This window comes from Acinetobacter sp. UBA5934 (assembly GCF_002430855.1).
GTDB lineage: Bacteria > Pseudomonadota > Gammaproteobacteria > Pseudomonadales > Moraxellaceae > Acinetobacter.
The window spans coordinates 1-16,129 of sequence record NZ_DJDC01000084.1 but is presented as its reverse complement, the minus strand read 5'-3'; the positions used below and the strand labels follow the sequence as shown (position 1 = coordinate 16,129).

Genomic DNA, 16,129 nt, shown 5'->3' with positions numbered 1-16,129 from the left:
TTTATGACGCATATGCGGGAATAAGATTACATCACGGATACTTGGAGCATTCGCAAAGATCATCACCAGACGGTCAATACCGATTCCTTCACCTGCTGTAGGAGGCAGACCATATTCCAAGGCTTCAATAAAGTCAGCATCATAGTGCATTGCTTCATCATCACCCGCATCTTTCTCAGCGACCTGCGCCTGGAAGCGTTCAGCCTGATCAATCGGGTCATTTAATTCCGAGAAACCATTTGCCAGTTCACGACCACCGATAAAGAATTCAAAACGGTCTGTAATATGCGGGTTTTGATCATTACGGCGTGCTAATGGTGAAGTTTCTGCTGGATATTCAGTCACGAATGTAGGCTGACGTAGTTGAGTTTCTACCGTTTCTTCAAATACGATTGTTTGCAGTTTACCCAGACCAAAACCTGGTTTTACCTGTTCTTTCAGTTCTTCCTGAATAAATTTCGCCAGGAACTCACGGTCATTGACATTTTCTGGAGTGAACTGTGGATTGTGCTCAAGAATGGCATCAAACATTGAAATTTTCTTGAATGGCCCTTTGAAGTTAAAGACTTCATCGCCATAAGGCACATCAGTGGTACCTAGAATATCAATTGCCAGTTTTTCCAGCATTTGTTCAGTCAATTCCATCAGGTCTTTGTAATCTGCATACGCCTGGTAGAATTCGATCATAGTGAATTCAGGGTTATGACGAGTAGAAACACCTTCGTTACGGAAGTTACGGTTAATTTCAAATACACGCTCAAAACCACCAACCACCAGACGTTTCAAGTAAAGCTCAGGTGCAATACGCAGGAACAATGGCATGTCCAAGGCATTGTGATGTGTTTCAAATGGACGCGCAGAAGCACCACCTGGAATCACATGCATCATCGGTGTTTCCACTTCCATGAAGCGTTCATTGCTTAAATAGTTACGAATACCTGAAACCACTTTGGCACGAATTTCAAAGGTTTTACGTGTTTCTTCGTTTACGATTAAATCCAGGTAACGTTTACGGTATTTAACTTCGGTATCGGTTAGGCCATGGAATTTGTCTGGAAGTGGACGCAGTGACTTGGTTAAAAGTTCAAATTTTTCAATATGAACATACAGGTCACCCTTACCAGAACGACCGATATAACCTTCAACGGCAATAATGTCACCCAGGTCTAGGCTCTTGATGGTTTCCAGTACTTCAGGTGCAAGTTCTTTACGTGCAACATAAAGTTGAATACGTCCAGTCATGTCCTGAATCACGATGAATGACCCACGGTTCAACATCACACGACCAGCAACTTTTACATAAAATTTTTCACCAGCTTCAATTTCTTCTTTAGATTTTTCAGCGAATTGGTCTTGTAAATCTTGTGCATAGTGCTCACGCTTAAACGCATTTGGCCATGGGCTAACACCAGTTTCTTTTGCTTGGTCTTGAATCTGCTTTAACTTGGCATGACGCTGTGCAATTAAATCGTTTTCGGAAATGTGTTGTTCAGAAGTCGATTGAGCGTTATGTTGCGTCATCTCTGCCTCAAATATGTGTAAAAAACGGAAGTTGCATAGCATAGCAGATTTAGTGCAAATTTCGAATGTCTAATTGCCATACAAATGCACTGATTTGCTAAAAACGCCTTGCTTTATTTCATCTGGCTAAGCTTAGGCAAGCTGTTTAACCATCTCAAAGCCCTTTTAAATCCGTTTTCCGTCATTTCCCAATATTCTTTTGCTGTATCCATTGCTTATAACTATTCCGGTCCCATAACACTTGACAGACTTTTTGAGGAGAGGCTTCAATCAAAATTTCATAACTTAATTTTTCTATAATCTAATTTTTTCATAGTGGGGCCAACTCTGCGATTTGCTCTTTATGACAGTAGCGAAATCATTTTTTACATCATCGCCAGATTTTGTTATTGCCTAGCGGTTTGAACATTTTTTGCTAATAATCCTTTATTTTTTATAAAAAAAATTGTTTTGCAATGTAGTTTATTTGCTGCATCTCAAATACATCTTAGACCAAAAGCTAACTTCTTTGTTCCGTCAAGTGACTTACAATGAAATCAAGAAAAATAGTTGAAAAGTAATCTATTCGGCTGTTTCTATCTTTGTGAATAAAGAAAGTATGAACTAAAAAAATGACGACATGCCCTTTAAAAATCCTGTTTTTACATGGACTCGATTCTTCGCGTGAATCGACCAGATTTCATGCCATTGATGCCGATCATAAATATTGTATCGACGTAGATTATCGCAACCTGAATTTTCAAACCGTCGCGAGTTTTTATCAGGAAATTATTGCCAAAATTCAGCCGGAAATCTTGATTGGCCATAGCTTAGGCGCTTACTGGGCGCTGAAAATGTCAGTGCTATGTAAAATTCCGGCGATTATTGCCAATCCCAGTTTGAGTCCAGATTTTCGTGAAGATTACCCTCCTATTGGTGAGGATGATCTGGAACACGAGATTGCGCAAATTGCCTATCTGGAACTCGGGGATGAAGAGCTGGATATGTACGCGGTACAACAGCAACTCGAACCTTATATGCAGGTTCAGGCTATGGAAGGTGGACATCACCGTTTAGCCAGTCCAGAAAATATCAATGAGCTGCTTCTGCATATGCAGACCCATTTTCTGAAAAAATAAAAAAGCCCTGGTCATGCCAAGGCTTTTTTCATCTGTGCTTAATTAAGCCACATTTTGTTCTGGCTGTGATTTGTCATCTAATACAGACCAAACCTCTAAGCCTAAATCACTATGCAAATCTGGTAAATCCAAGAAAATGCTTGCACCCAATACCTGGTGGTTGCATTTATCTACCAGCTGTTTTACAGCTTTTAGCGTACCGCCAGTGGCTAACACGTCATCCACAATAATAATTTTTTGCGCTTGAACATCTGCCGACATTTCCAAACGGTCCATACCGTATTCCAGGCTATAACCCACACCTACTACCGGTGGCGGTAATTTACCTGCTTTACGGACCAGCAATAAACCTTTGCCCAAACGCTGCGCCAACAAACTTGCCAGCACAAAACCGCGTGCTTCAACCGCAACAAAACTGTCGACTTCTGCCAATTTTTCAGCAGGAATACTGGCAATTAAAGCCTCAGTTAATAATTCAATATTTTCCATGAATAATGGAGTCAGGTCGAAAAAGCAGATACCTGGTTTAGGGAAATCTTGGACAGTACGAATGTTAGACCACAAAGTTGTAGACAGATTGCTCATGGGGAGAAAGATATTTAAGGGAGAATGAGTGAATTTTAACGCTTTATAAGTTCCATGACCAGTCAGCAGACACTTTTAAAATCCCATATTAAGAGTTAAAAATACATAAGTTTATGATTTTATTGCATTCACTTATCTAATAAAAATAGTTATATATGAATGCCATTATAAATTAACAGATCGGTTCTTTTTATTCTGCACGACCTTCGTCTAAAAAAACTGTCTCGTTACTTATAACCCGCTGTAATCCAGGGCCTGTTTTTAGCAATATTTAGAACTTGGTGATAAATTGCTATTCATCAATTTTGCTTATTTTCATGTTTTAAAGACAAGTTTTGTCCTGCTAAGCAATTCTGGTTTCAATTTCTGCTCTTAAACTCCGATATTTACTTTACATTAAGACTAGAACTGCGTAAAAATTTGCTTGAATATGTACATCAAAAGACATATCAATAGAGTCATGCGGTATATAAAATTTTACTGGCTGCATATTATTGAAAAGTCAGTGTTTTGGAGATTCAAATGAAGAAATATCAATGCATCGTTTGTGGATGGATTTATGACGAAGCTGAAGGTTGGCCACAAGATGGTATTGTTGCTGGTACCAAATGGGAAGATATCCCGGATGACTGGACCTGCCCGGACTGTGGTGTATCAAAAGTTGATTTTGAAATGGTAGAAATCTAATTTTTGATATTAAAGACCATAGTGAATGGTCTTTTTTTACGTCTTATAGAAAACAGTTTGGAGAATAATATGCATCCTATCGTCATCATTGGTTCGGGTATGGCCGGTTATACCGCAGCACGTGAATTTCGCAAGCTTAATCCCGAGCATGAGCTGGTCATGATCTGTGCAGATGATGCGGTAAACTATGCCAAGCCAACGCTTTCAAATGCGTTAGCTGGCAACAAGGTACCTGAACAGATTGCCTTGGGTGATGCATCTAAAATGGCAACCCAACTGAACATGCGTATTGAAGCTCTCACTTGGGTTAAAGAAATTCAAGCTGCCGAGCATCAGCTGATTTTAGAAAAAGAGGGTCAACAAACGACGCAGCCCTACTCAAAGCTGGTTCTAGCAGTAGGTGCTCATCCGGTGCGTGTAGCGATTGCTGGCGATGGCAGTGATGACATTCATGTGGTCAATAATCTGGATGACTACAAGGCATTCCGTAAAAACCTGGCGCAGAATCAAGATAAACGCGTGGTGATTCTCGGTGCCGGTCTGATTGGCTGTGAATTTGCTAATGACCTGCAAAATACAGAACATCAAGTCACCGTGATTGATTTGGCTCCTCAACCTTTGGGACGTTTAATTCCTGCACATGTAGCGGCTTCTTTTCAGGAAAAACTGGAAGACACCGGTATTCACTTTGTACTGGGCACCACCGTCGAAAAAGTCATCAAAGTTGAAAATGGCGATTATTTAATCACTCTGGCCAATGGTCAGTCTGTGGTTGCGGATATTGTGCTTTCTGCGATTGGTTTACACCCAAATCTTGAATTGGCTAAAGCTGCTGATATTCATTGTAGTCGCGGTATTTTGACCAATAGTCATCTGGAAACCAACCAGCCTGATATTTATGCGATTGGCGACTGTGCTGAAGTCAATGGTTTGTTGTTGCCTTATGTCATGCCGATCATGCAACAAGCACGTGCTTTGGCGAAAACTCTAAATGGTGAACAAACGCATGTGCATTATCCCGCAATGCCGGTTGCCGTTAAAACGCCTGCTGCTCCCTTGACCGTGCTTCCTGCACCTGTGGACGTGGATGTAAACTGGGAAACTGAAGAGCTGGAAGATGGCATGATTGCCAAGGCGCTCGATAGTGAAAATACCTTGCGTGGTTTTGTTTTATTGGGCGCAACCGCAGCAAAACAACGTTTAAGTCTAACTAAACTGGTACCTGACTTGATTCCGGCTGCGGTTTAAGGTTTTAATACCCAGGACATTTTTTCAGCAAAATGTCCTTTTTTCAGGAAAACAATAATGAATAGCGCACTCGATTTCACCGGCTCTCCATACACCTCTTTTATGCATGAAACCAAAGTCAATTTAGGCAATGGTGTGGAACTTCATGTGGAAATGGGCGGAAATCCTGAACACCCTGCAATCATGCTGATTATGGGTTTGGGTGCGCAAATGCTGTTTTGGCCTGATTTTTTCTGTAAATCGCTGATTGACCAAGGTTATCGTGTGATTCGTTTTGATAACCGAGATATTGGCCTGTCTTCAAAAATCCGTCATTCCGGTCCGCGTCTCAATACCTTGAAACTGATGGGACGTTTTGCCTTAGGCTTACAGAATCAGGGCGCACCGTATAACCTGTATGACATGGCGGAAGATGCCGCACTGCTGATTGACCGTTTGGGCCTGGAACAGGTTTCGGTGATTGGTGCTTCCATGGGCGGCATGATTGCACAGATTCTGGCAGCCAAACATCCACAGAAAGTCAGTAACTTGGGCTTAATGTTTACCAGTAACAATCAGCCGCTGTTACCCCCACCATTTCCCAAGCAGCTGTTTAGCCTGATTGGCAGACCCGACTCGACCGACGAAGAAGGCATTGTCAACCATAGCGTTAAGGTATTTAACATTATTGGTTCTCCAGGATATATCAATCAACTAGAAATTATTCAGACGGCACGCAAATTATATCAACGAAGTTATTATCCAGCGGGTGTACTTCAACAGTTTTTAGCAATATTATGTACAGGTTCTTTGCTACAATTGGGTAAGCAAATTCAGCAACCTACCCTCGTGGTACATGGCTCTCGTGATCGTTTATTGCCACCGAGTCATGGCAAAGCAGTTGCAAAGGCAATTACTGATGCGAAGTTTGAATTAATTGATGGAATGGGGCATGATATCCCACCGCATTTTATTCCATATCTAAGCGGGTTATTTGCTGATCACTTTAAATCAAAACATTAGGACACTATGGCTGCATTACCATCCTTAAGACAGCTGTCATACCTCGTTACACTGTCTGAAACGCTGCATTTTACTGAAGCTGCGCGCCGTTCATTTGTGACCCAGTCGACTTTGTCAGGCGGGATCATGGAGTTAGAGCGTTTATTAGGTGGAGTACTGGTTGAGCGCGATCGCCAAAATGTGCGTTTAACTCCGCTTGGCGAACAGGTTGTTGCTCGAGCCCGTGTTCTATTGGCAGATGCGCAAGACCTGATGCGTTTAAGTCGTGAAATGAGCGAACCTTTAACGGGTGACTTACATTTAGGCGTTATTCCTACAATTGCACCTTTTATTTTGTCGCAACTTCTTGATGAAGTGCATAAACAGCTGCCTAAAATTCAGCTGCACCTGCACGAAGCACAAAGTGAAAAAATTGTTGAAAAACTCGAACATGGTAATTTGGACATGATCGTGTTGGCCTTACCTTTTGACACCCGTGGCTTAAAAATTGCTGAAATTGCAAAAGAAAATCTGTATCTGGTTTACCATAAAGCTGACCAGAATGCCCAGAATGCCCGCAGTTTAGATGATCTGGATTTATCTCGCTTGGTATTACTGGAAGAAGGTCATTGCTTACGCAACCATGTATTAAGTGCATGTCCAATTGGCGAGCGTAAAAATGATCATCGTTTAAAAGCTAGTTCATTGCCGACACTGGTAGAAATGGTTTCTTCAGACTTGGGCTTTACCTTGCTTCCTGAAATTGCCATTCATACCAATATGATCAAAGCCAATTCAGATTTAGTGGTTAAATCGATCGAGGCGGCGCCTAGTCGTACTCTCGCCTTAGTGACACGTAAAAGTACGCCACTGCAAAGTGAATTTGATGTGCTATTGCAAATTTTGCAAAAAATCACGCAGAATCTTCATTAAAAGATTCAATTGATTAAAAGGAGCTGCGGCTCCTTTTTTTTATGATCCGATTAAAATAAGCAGTTTCAATATTTTAATGGAATGCTTTATTTTTTTCATAAAAAAAGTTTAACACCCGGATAAACCTGATTTGAAGCAAATGGACAATCTCATATGGATGAACTGAGAAACCGATCTTCAATAAATTGCTTACTTCTTAACCGCAAAAACCGCAGGAAGTGAGAATTTTTTTGACGACGATGCGAGTACTTTATATCCCTGATAATGGGTATTCTATGACTCAATTATAAAAATTAAAGTGAAAAAAATAGCTTATCCACCCGAATAAGCTATGAAAGGTAAAAATATTTCTAAAACCTGGATGGCCCCTGAAATATTATCATCCTCAAAATTGGAGCAGTATTAGTAAGTTAAACTTATAAAAACCGCCATCATATTAATTGGTTAAAGTTCTCGTGAATATCCCTATAATTAGGTATTTTTTATCTGTTATAAAAAAAAAGAATATATTCTCAACAAAAAAGAAATCCAAAAACAACTCACTCAAAACATAATAATTTTTATGTAAATATCGTTTACCCTACATATACTTAGTTTTACTTAAATTTTATAAATTCACTAGTTTCAGGGATAGGCGTGGCGTGGATTTTAAAGCAAATTAACACGATAAAATACCAAATCAGTGTGAGCACCGCCTTGTGGGTGAACTAATATTACCCGTTCCTATCATGATGGTAGACGATCGACACGTTTTTAATGATCACTTAAAAATGATCCTAATCAACTTAGGCTATCCGAAAGGATTAATCATGAGCACCGAAAATCTTGCCGAAGCCGAATCGTGGTTGCAACAGCATTTGCCGAACCTGATTTTTATTGATGTAGAAATAGCCCCCATAGCAAAGCTGAACTTTATAAAAAAGCTCAAACACATCCATCCAGATAGCTATGTGATTGCAATACTCGCTCAACAGCAAACAGGCTTACTCTTTGATGCTATTCAATCAGGTGCGCAAGGCTATGTTTTTCATCATCATACTGATATAGAAATAATTAACAATATTAAAAGCATTCTGCGTGGCGGTGCTCCGATCCATCACGATTTAGCCCAATATATTTTGTCTCGTCAGGTTGAAACGATTGAAAATAAAATCGCGCTTGCATTCACCACGATTGAATATGAAATTTTAAATCTGATATCGACAGGCCTAAATTCACAGCAAGTGGCAGATCAGACCGATATTCCACTGTATAAAATTGAAGGCAATATTAAAAACACCTATAAAAAAATTGCTAGCTTACAACACTAATTTTTTAAATGGATGATGATTTATTAGGAAAAATTGCAATAAAGGAGTCCGAAGACTCCTTTATTTAATATGATGAATACTGATTTTAAATTATTTGATTGTCTCTAATAATATACGCTGTGCATTATGTGCTTCTTGGCCATCAGCCACTTGGGCACGTAACCAGGTGCCGTCACTTTGCAGTAACCACGCTTGCTGATTATCCTTTAAATAGGTGAGTAAACCTTGCTGGTAAATGCGTTTTTTTAGCGCAGCATCTTCAATCGGGAAACATGCTTCGACACGGTTAAACAGGTTGCGATCCATCCAGTCTGCACTTGAACAATAAATGCGTGCATCGCCATTATTGCTAAAATAATAAACTCGGGTATGTTCCAGAAAACGTCCTACAATGGAACGTACCCGAATATTTTCAGACAAACCCGGCAAACCGGGACGTAAGCAGCAGATGGAACGAATAATCAGATCAATTTTCACACCCGCTTGAGAGGCTTCATATAATTTATTGATTAGTTGCTTTTCGGTAAGGGCATTGACCTTCACGATAATTTGCGCGGGCTTACCTGCTTTGGCAGTGGCAATTTCATCATCAATAAAATTAACCAGCTGCGCATGCAGGGTAAAAGGTGCATGCAATAACTTTTTCAGTTTTGCCATTTTGCCCATACCGGTCAGCTCTTGGAAAATACGATGCACATCTTCACACAGCTCTTTATCCGTGGTCAGCAACCCATAATCGGTATAAATACGAGCATTACCGGCATGGTAGTTACCCGTTCCTAAATGCACATAGCGCACAAGTTTATTGTTTTCACGGCGCACCACTAAAATCATTTTGGCATGGGTCTTATAACCGACAATACCGTAGACCACCACTGCGCCTGCTTCTTGCAGCACATTGGCCACAGCGATATTGGATTCTTCATCAAAACGGGCACGCAGTTCAATGACGGCCGTCACTTCCTTGCCATTACGTGCAGCTTCCGCCAATACCTGGACAATTTCAGAATCCGGGCCACTACGATACAGCGTTTGCTTGATGGCTAAAACTTGCGGATCACGTGCAGCTTCACGAAGCAAATTAATCACTGGAGCAAATGATTCAAAGGGATGATGAAGTAAAATATCCTGCTTCTGCATGGCAGAAAAAATATTTTCTGACTTTTTCAGCACTTTTGGAATAATAGGCGTATGTGAATCATAGCGTAAATGTGGACGCTTAAAATTGGACAACAAACGCGCCAGATTGACCGGACCATCCACCTTATATAGTTGCTCTTGATCTAGATCGAATTCATCCAGTAAATATTCATAGATATGTTTCGGGCAATTATGGGTCACTTCGAGACGCACCGCACGACCAAAACGACGCGAGTTTAATTCCCCTTTTAAGGCTTTAGCCAGGTCTTCCACATCTTCATTTAAGGCCAGATCGGCATTTCGGGTGACACGGAACTGGTAACAGCCTGTCGCGGTCATGCCCGGGAACAGGTCTGAAACATGCTCATGAATAATCGCGGACAGCATCACATGATGCTCTTTACCCCCAGTGAGTTCATCCGGTAAACGTACCACGCGAGGTAATGAACGCGGTGCAGGCACCACCGCCAGATCAATCTGACGGCCAAAAGCATCCTTACCTTCCAGAGTCACAATAAAGTTGAGGCTTTTATTGACTAGACGCGGGAAAGGATGTGCGGGATCAAGACTGATTGGGGTCAGTACAGGAGCCACCTGTTCCTGAAAATATTTTTTCACCCAAGCCGATTGGGCAGGTGTTAATTCCCCACGGCGCAAAAAGCAAATATCTTCTTCACGCAGTTTAGGCAAAATTTCTTCATTTAAAATACGGTATTGGCGATCAATTGCCTCATGGGCAGTTTTGGAAATGCTGTCCAGCACCTGTTTAGGGGTTAAACCATCCGGACTATGGCTTTCATTGCCTAAATCCAGTTGCTCCATCATTCCGGCAACACGAATTTCAAAAAATTCATCCAAATTACGGGAAAAAATGAGCAGGAAATTCATCCGTTCAAGCAAAGGATGTAAAGGATCGACGGCTTGTTCCAATACCCGCAAATGGAAATCGAGAATAGAAAGCTCACGATTAATGTAGCGATCATTATATGCATATTCTATTTGCGCCGGAGTCGTATTAGCAGCCGTATTCATACTTAACCTATGAGTGTTCGAAAGTAGTCCGTATCTTCATAAGTATGCTTCAAAATTATGACAATTTCATAAAAAAAAGCCCTTATCAGCGGGCTTTTTGAAAATAAATGCTAAATTAGGGAATATTGCTATAACGCATATATTTTTGAATCATGCGTTTGCGATATTGCAGTTTTCTATCATTACGATGATCTTGATAATATTTAGGATTAGGTAAAATGGCTGCTAAAAATGCCGCTTGTTCACGACTCAGGCTTCGCGCACTTTTGCCAAAATAATGCTGGGTAGCGGCTTCTATGCCATAGATATTGTCACCAAATTCTACCGAGTTGAGATAGACTTCCAGAATGTGTTGTTTGGACCACATCCGCTCCATCATCCAGGTCGCAACCGCTTCTTGTCCCTTACGCAGGAAAGAACGCTTATTGTATAAAAACAGGTTCTTCGCCAATTGCTGGGAAATGGTTGAACCGCCTGCAACCACTTTGCCCTTGTCTTTGTTACGTTCCAGGGCAAATTGCATGCCCTCCCAGTCAAAACCCTTGTGCTGCAAAAATTTTCCATCTTCCGCTGCAACTACGGCATGTTTCATATAATCACTAATCTGATCATAATCACGCCATTCATGTTTAATCGGTTTTGAAGGTTCGGACCAGTAATCCAGCCGCATCATCATGGTAGTATCCACCGGATGGGTTCGCCACCACAGCAAACTTGAAAAAATCCAAAGTTGAACCAAAAGTACCAGACTGACAAGTATTAACAAACTACGAACAATAAAAGCTTTCATGTCAGTAAGTTACTCCAAAAATCTGTTTTTTTCGTGCTAAGCTTGAAGCTGAATATAGCAAAGATTATAAAAGAATAGCATGTCCAAACTTTCTCCTCCCCCCATTCGAACCAAACCTGAAGTTCATCTTTGGTGGTTGACGGCAGTTTTTATTGCCATCAATGTCGGTTTATTTCTCTGGCAAGTCCTGAGCGGTGTCAATATTACGGCTCCCAGTCTGGTCGATGCTATTCACTGGGGAGCTGATTATGCACCTTTAACCTTTTTAGAGGAACCCATCCGCCTGTTTAGCAGCATGTTTTTTCATTTTGGCTTAATCCATTTAATGCTAAACATGTGGGCATTGTATATTTTTGGTAGTGTGGCCGAACAGCTTTTTGGCCGTTTCTATTATTTGGGTCTTTATATTCTTGCCGGTCTGATGGGCAGTTTACTTAGCGGTTTCATCGATATTCAGAATACCTTTGAACTCTTGCAAAGCAATGACCCTACACTTCTTCCTACCGTTAGTGCCGGTGCATCAGGTGCCGTGATGGGGATTGGTAGTGCATTGACTGTTTTATCCTTATTACCTGCATTACCAAAGCAGCGTTTTATTTTAGATAAAAAAACCTTGCTGATGATTATGGGCATCAATTTATTGATCGGTTTTACCATGGCTGGAATAAACAATGCCGCACATATTGGCGGCATGTTGATGGGTGCCATACTCACAGCGATTTGGTATGTGGGACAAAGAATACATAAGCCGAATTTGGCTTTTGTAGTAGGCATGGCTGTAGGCATAATCAGCTGTTATCTTCTGTATGCTTACTGCATGCAGCAAGTCCAGATTCTGGAACCGGTTTGGCGGCAAATATTGGCCGCCATGCGGGCACAACTGCATTTTTAATACTCTGACTTTTACTTATTGAAGATGAATCTACTATTGATTCATCTCGCATAAGCTTTGCAGTGGAGGAATATCACTGAGATAACTCAAACGATAACGACCAATCAGGGCACACAGCACCGTCATGAGTATGGGTAAAATCAGCCAGATTTGCCAATGTGCCTGAATCAGCAGATTCATTTTATAACTGGCAATAGCACTGATCACTTCCGCAAACAGGCAGGATACGATTCCTGCCATGAAGCCCATAAAGCCAATTTCTAAAGTCATCATCTGTTTAAGCTTTTGTTTCGAGCTGCCGAATGAACGCAGCAAAGCCACTTCACGTTTACGTTCGTCCATCAACAGGTTTAAACAGGCTATTAACACGAGAACACCCGAAACACTGACCAACAGAGCTAGAATGGTGACAATTTGCACCAGTACATTTACCAGGCGTTTGACTTCATCCAGAATCAGGCTGACATCAATAAACACGGTGTTTGAAAATTGCTGAATCACCGCGACCATCTGGTTTTTATCTTGTTCAGGCACATAAAAACTGCCTAAATAGCTACCCGCATTTTCATCCATAGTTTTGGGTGCAAAAATAAAGAAAAAATTAGGACTAAAGCTTTCCCATTCCACACTACGCAAGTTCACTACTTTGGCCTGAATCTGACCTTCAGGCAGACTAAAGGTTAAACGATCGCCAATTTTAATGCCCAGCTCTGCGGCAGTTTTGGCTTCAACCGACATCTCACCGGGATGTTTCAACGCTGCTGTGCCCTGCACGATGATATTATCGGTAGGATATTCTGTGGTCTGAGTTAAATTCAGTTCACGGCGTAAAGAATTATTGTTTTTCACCAGTTCTGCTGCAAAAGGCTGATCATTCTTCGCTACCAATCGGCCACGAATATTGGGATATAAAGGCGTACTTGGCCAGCCGTGTTGTTTAATCTGGGCTTTAAATGCAGGCATATCAAAAGGTGGCAAACCATACACAAACTGATTCGGTGTCCCTTCCGGCAATTGCTGTTGCCAACGTTCCAGCAAATCTGTCCGCAACACAGTCAATACAGTCATCAGACTCAGGCCGAGTGCCAGAGCAGTAATTTGAAAAGCCGTTTGATAAGGCACACGTACATAGGCTGAAATCACCCCTTTCAGGTTTTTGATGAATTTTAAACAGCCCCAGATCATTAGATAGAGTACCGTACACAGCAGAATAATCGCCCCCATCACCCAGGCGGTAAGCACGAGATTTTCTGTCAGCACAATACTAAACAGCGTCAAGCTGGCTGTGCCCATCACTAACATCCACAGCATCGATTGCACCGATTTTTCCTGCTGGCGAATGACACGAATTGGCGGGGTATTGAGTAATTGCCATAAACTAGGAACAATAAATCCCAATAGCACCACGGCACTGGTCAGCATGGCCACCGGTAATGGACCCAGCAGCATTGCTCCTGCAGAAAATGCAATCTGCAAATTTGGAATCAGTTGCAGCATTAATTGCAGCAAACCGTAGCCCAAAGCGACACCCATCAGACTGCCAATCAGCATGGCCACCAGCAAGACCACAGCCAGCAAGCTGAGATAGGCATTGAGAATCTGCCTGCGTGTTGCACCGATGCAACGCATCAATGCGATATTGTCCTGATTTTGTTGCACATAGCGCTGGCTAGTCAGGGCAATCGCAATCCCGCACAGCAAAATAGTCAAGATATTGCTCAGCTGCAGAAAGGTATCCAGATTGGCAATCGGCTTCATTAAACGGGTATTGCTTTCGCTGGCATTTCTTAACCGGAGGCTATTCTGCTCATCAAATATTTGCGTATCTTGTGCGGTTTTCGGCAACATGCCTTGCTGCTGTTGCTTAAAATTTTGTTCAAACTGTTTGGTCTGCTGTGGCTCTCCCGCCATTAACAAGCGATACTCGGCACGGCTGCCGACCTGAATGGCATTGGTTTTGGCAACATCATTACGGGAAATAATCACCGTCGGTGAAAAACCGGAAAAACCCATTTCCTGATTGGAATCATGCACAATTTTTGCCGTGACCTTAAACTGTCCGTCCGCGATATTGACCCTATCACCCAATTTAACATGCAATAAATCCATGGCACGCGGACTCATCCACACTTCACCGGACTGGATGGTTTTCACCTGTGGCAGCACCTGAAGCTCCCCGCGTAAGGGAAATGCCTGATCGATCGCTTTGACATTTACCATGACAAACTGGTCTTGGGTATGTGCCATTGAACCGAATGCAATGACTTGGGATTGTCGCAGTTTGAATTGCTTGGCTTGATTAAGCCACTTTTTCTCAAGCGGCTGATTGTCTGTCAATACCAGATCCCCTGCCAGCATTTCTGCGGCCTGTAAAGCTACGGCATTTTGGATCTGCTCATTGCTAAATTTCAGCGCAGTGGTGGCACTAATCGCAAGGGTCAAGGCAATGATCAGTAGATAAACGCCCGTACTTTTAAAGCTTTGCGTCAGCAATGGCCGAAATAACGGATTCATTTCAGCCCTCTCTCTGACCATGTTCTATGAAATGACCATCGCGCAGTTCAAAATGTCGTTGGCATTGCTCGGCTAATGTCGAATCATGGGTCACCAGCACCAGCGTGGTACCAAATTCACGATTCAGCTGAAACAGCAGTTGTTCAATTTCCTTGGCCGTTTGCGCATCCAGATTACCGGTTGGTTCATCGGCAAAAATAATTTGCGGATCGCTAATTAAGGCACGGGCAATCGCTACCCGCTGTTGTTCCCCACCAGACAGGACTTTAGGCGTTTGCATGGCCTGACGTTCCAGGCCGACTTTTTTCAGCAAGGCCAAGCCCTTTTTTTCAGCTGCGGCAAAGTTAAAATTCTGCTGCAAACGTAGCGGTAACATCACATTTTCAACCGCCGTTAAGTGCGGTAACAGCTGAAAGGACTGGAACACAAAACCAATATTTTTTAAGCGCACCAGCGCACGTTGTTCTTCGTTTAACTCTGCAATTGATTCACCACATACGACCAGTTTGCCTGAACTGGCCTGATCCAGTGTAGCCAGAATGCCCAGCAAGGTCGATTTACCTGAGCCTGAACGTCCGGTAATTGCGACCTGTTCACCACGATAAATATCAAAGCTTAAATTTTCAAAAATGCTCAGCTCTTTTTGGGCAAATTTTATCTTTTGCGTCAGCTGCTGTGCAGAAATAATCACTTGTGGCATGATGGAATGGTCGCTATTAACGTAGGTCATAAAATCCCTATATGCAAAATCGCAATCTGAAAACTCTTGTATTTCCTTGCTTGGCCGTGCTTAGCCTGGGTCTTACTCCAGTCATGGCATCTGCGAAAACCATTATGATCGTGGGTGACAGTATTAGTGCGGGTTATGGCATACAGGCACAGCAAGGCTGGGTAGCATTATTACAGAAACGTCTAGACCAACAGTATCCGAAACAGCATAAAGTGGTCAATGCCAGTGTCAGTGGCGAAACCACCAGTGGTGCTGTGGCACGTTTACCGAAATTGCTGCAAACCTATAAGCCGCATATTGTGGTGATTGAACTGGGCGGAAATGATGGTTTACGCGGTCAGCCGCCCCTGTTGATTCAAAAAAACCTGGCGACCTTAATCCAGCAAAGTCAAAAAACTAAAGCCAAGGTAGTGCTTTTTGGAATGAAAATTCCGCCCAATTACGGAACTGCCTATAGCAAGGCCTTTGAAAAAAATTATAAAATTGTCAGTCAGCAGCATAATGTGCAATTGCTGCCATTCTTTTTAGAAGGTATAGCCGGCAAGAAAAACCTGATGCAGGCCGATCTGGTTCATCCCAATACCGCTGCCCAAAGTATCTTATTGAACAATGCTTATCCCTATATAAAAGGCGCTTTATAAAGCGCCT

Annotated in this window: 14 protein-coding genes; 8 read left to right on the top strand and 6 right to left on the bottom strand. The window is 42.1% G+C overall.

Going from position 1 to position 16,129, the window contains the following annotated elements:
• The coding region (gene lysS / locus B2Y23_RS06015) for a lysine--tRNA ligase (RefSeq protein ID WP_291369607.1) at positions 1-1,521 on the bottom strand (1,521 nt) is incomplete at its 3' end.
• A 611-nt stretch (positions 1,522-2,132) separates the two neighbouring features.
• Here lysS and B2Y23_RS06010 point away from each other — a divergent pair.
• Complete coding sequence (locus B2Y23_RS06010; protein WP_291369604.1) at positions 2,133-2,639, top strand: YqiA/YcfP family alpha/beta fold hydrolase; 507 nt, start codon at positions 2,133-2,135, stop codon at positions 2,637-2,639.
• A 42-nt stretch (positions 2,640-2,681) separates the two neighbouring features.
• Here B2Y23_RS06010 and B2Y23_RS06005 read toward each other — a convergent pair whose 3' ends face one another.
• Positions 2,682-3,224, bottom strand: a complete 543-nt coding sequence (locus B2Y23_RS06005; RefSeq protein ID WP_291352587.1) for an adenine phosphoribosyltransferase — start codon at positions 3,222-3,224, stop codon at positions 2,682-2,684.
• Between the two features lie 522 nt (positions 3,225-3,746).
• Here B2Y23_RS06005 and rubA point away from each other — a divergent pair.
• From rubA to B2Y23_RS05980, 5 genes are all read left to right on the top strand, one after another.
• Positions 3,747-3,911: a rubredoxin RubA gene (gene rubA / locus B2Y23_RS06000; protein WP_005179369.1), complete on the top strand. Its 165-nt coding sequence runs from the start codon at positions 3,747-3,749 to the stop codon at positions 3,909-3,911.
• Positions 3,912-3,980: 69 nt separating this feature from the next.
• Entirely contained in the window at positions 3,981-5,159 is a 1,179-nt protein-coding gene (gene rubB, locus B2Y23_RS05995; protein ID WP_291369602.1) for a rubredoxin reductase RubB, read from the top strand.
• Between the two features lie 57 nt (positions 5,160-5,216).
• A complete protein-coding gene (gene estB / locus B2Y23_RS05990; RefSeq protein ID WP_291352575.1) occupies positions 5,217-6,161 on the top strand; it encodes an esterase EstB in 945 nt (314 codons plus the stop codon).
• Between the two features lie 6 nt (positions 6,162-6,167).
• Positions 6,168-7,073, top strand: coding sequence for a LysR family transcriptional regulator OxyR (gene oxyR / locus B2Y23_RS05985; RefSeq protein ID WP_291352573.1), 906 nt, complete (start codon positions 6,168-6,170; stop codon positions 7,071-7,073).
• A gap of 728 nt (positions 7,074-7,801) precedes the next feature.
• Entirely contained in the window at positions 7,802-8,383 is a 582-nt protein-coding gene (locus tag B2Y23_RS05980) for a response regulator (RefSeq protein WP_312159114.1), read from the top strand.
• 90 nt (positions 8,384-8,473) lie between these two features.
• Here B2Y23_RS05980 and ppk1 read toward each other — a convergent pair whose 3' ends face one another.
• On the bottom strand, positions 8,474-10,555 hold the full coding sequence (gene ppk1, locus B2Y23_RS05975; protein ID WP_291352569.1) for a polyphosphate kinase 1: 2,082 nt from the start codon (positions 10,553-10,555) through the stop codon (positions 8,474-8,476).
• A 115-nt stretch (positions 10,556-10,670) separates the two neighbouring features.
• Positions 10,671-11,345, bottom strand: coding sequence for a monofunctional biosynthetic peptidoglycan transglycosylase (mtgA, locus tag B2Y23_RS05970; RefSeq protein ID WP_291369600.1), 675 nt, complete (start codon positions 11,343-11,345; stop codon positions 10,671-10,673).
• A 79-nt stretch (positions 11,346-11,424) separates the two neighbouring features.
• Between mtgA and B2Y23_RS05965 the strand changes: the two genes are divergently transcribed.
• Positions 11,425-12,237 (top strand): rhomboid family intramembrane serine protease, encoded by an 813-nt coding sequence (locus B2Y23_RS05965; RefSeq protein WP_291369598.1) that lies wholly within the window; start codon positions 11,425-11,427, stop codon positions 12,235-12,237.
• Positions 12,238-12,270: 33 nt separating this feature from the next.
• Here the strand turns inward: B2Y23_RS05965 and B2Y23_RS05960 are convergent, their stop codons facing one another.
• Both B2Y23_RS05960 and B2Y23_RS05955 read right to left on the bottom strand, forming a co-directional pair.
• Positions 12,271-14,751: an ABC transporter permease gene (locus B2Y23_RS05960; protein WP_291369596.1), complete on the bottom strand. Its 2,481-nt coding sequence runs from the start codon at positions 14,749-14,751 to the stop codon at positions 12,271-12,273.
• Position 14,752: 1 nt separating this feature from the next.
• Positions 14,753-15,481, bottom strand: a complete 729-nt coding sequence (locus tag B2Y23_RS05955; protein WP_291369594.1) for an ABC transporter ATP-binding protein — start codon at positions 15,479-15,481, stop codon at positions 14,753-14,755.
• Between the two features lie 11 nt (positions 15,482-15,492).
• Here B2Y23_RS05955 and B2Y23_RS05950 point away from each other — a divergent pair, with 11 nt between their 5' ends.
• Positions 15,493-16,122 carry an arylesterase gene (locus B2Y23_RS05950; protein ID WP_291369592.1) on the top strand — a complete coding sequence of 210 codons (630 nt, stop codon included), beginning with the start codon at positions 15,493-15,495 and terminating at the stop codon, positions 16,120-16,122.
• Positions 16,123-16,129 lie beyond the last annotated feature (7 nt).

Excerpts from the sequence above, each read along its gene's own strand:
- B2Y23_RS06010 (WP_291369604.1), top strand. The coding sequence starts at position 2,133 with ATGACGACATGCCCTTTAAAAATCCTGTTTTTACATGGACTCGATTCT.
- B2Y23_RS06005 (WP_291352587.1), bottom strand. The coding sequence starts at position 3,224 with ATGAGCAATCTGTCTACAACTTTGTGGTCTAACATTCGTACTGTCCAA.
- rubA (WP_005179369.1), top strand. The coding sequence starts at position 3,747 with ATGAAGAAATATCAATGCATCGTTTGTGGATGGATTTATGACGAAGCT.
- rubB (WP_291369602.1), top strand. The coding sequence starts at position 3,981 with ATGCATCCTATCGTCATCATTGGTTCGGGTATGGCCGGTTATACCGCA.
- estB (WP_291352575.1), top strand. The coding sequence starts at position 5,217 with ATGAATAGCGCACTCGATTTCACCGGCTCTCCATACACCTCTTTTATG.
- oxyR (WP_291352573.1), top strand. The coding sequence starts at position 6,168 with ATGGCTGCATTACCATCCTTAAGACAGCTGTCATACCTCGTTACACTG.
- B2Y23_RS05980 (WP_312159114.1), top strand. The coding sequence starts at position 7,802 with ATGATGGTAGACGATCGACACGTTTTTAATGATCACTTAAAAATGATC.
- ppk1 (WP_291352569.1), bottom strand. The coding sequence starts at position 10,555 with ATGAATACGGCTGCTAATACGACTCCGGCGCAAATAGAATATGCATAT.
- mtgA (WP_291369600.1), bottom strand. The coding sequence starts at position 11,345 with ATGAAAGCTTTTATTGTTCGTAGTTTGTTAATACTTGTCAGTCTGGTA.
- B2Y23_RS05965 (WP_291369598.1), top strand. The coding sequence starts at position 11,425 with ATGTCCAAACTTTCTCCTCCCCCCATTCGAACCAAACCTGAAGTTCAT.
- B2Y23_RS05960 (WP_291369596.1), bottom strand. The coding sequence starts at position 14,751 with ATGAATCCGTTATTTCGGCCATTGCTGACGCAAAGCTTTAAAAGTACG.
- B2Y23_RS05955 (WP_291369594.1), bottom strand. The coding sequence starts at position 15,481 with ATGACCTACGTTAATAGCGACCATTCCATCATGCCACAAGTGATTATT.
- B2Y23_RS05950 (WP_291369592.1), top strand. The coding sequence starts at position 15,493 with ATGCAAAATCGCAATCTGAAAACTCTTGTATTTCCTTGCTTGGCCGTG.